This is a genomic window from Chromohalobacter sp. HP20-39 (genome assembly GCF_033052815.1).
Classification (GTDB): domain Bacteria; phylum Pseudomonadota; class Gammaproteobacteria; order Pseudomonadales; family Halomonadaceae; genus Chromohalobacter.
Genome location: NZ_JAWHTP010000487.1, coordinates 1 through 296 on the forward strand (window position 1 = coordinate 1; position 296 = coordinate 296).

Consider the following 296-nt stretch of genomic DNA (forward strand, 5'->3'; position numbering starts at 1 on the left):
TGTAGACGACTTGGCATTTGCCGTTCGCAACGACCTCATTACCCTGAAGTGCAGCGTGCGCGCCGCCCACGAGAGGAACAGCGCCGAGGCCGTTCACGTTGAGCGTGGACGCTCCGGTGTTGGCAGTCTTGGCCTTGAACCACAGCACCATGCCATCGGTCAGTGCCGTGACCGGCGGGCTGTAGCTGACAACGTAGGTGTTGGCGCTGCCGGTGTCCGACGCTACCGTCAGCAACGACTGCTGGATCGCGTGGAGCAAATCGGCCGGCAGGATTGGCGCATTCGTCGCCTGCGTG

Annotated in this window: 1 protein-coding gene; it reads right to left on the reverse strand. The window is 63.2% G+C overall.

Annotation, left to right across the window (positions count from 1 at the left end; genetic code table 11):
* On the reverse strand, positions 1 to 296 hold a 296-nt coding region (locus tag RVY79_RS18915), incomplete at both ends, for a hypothetical protein (protein ID WP_317466096.1).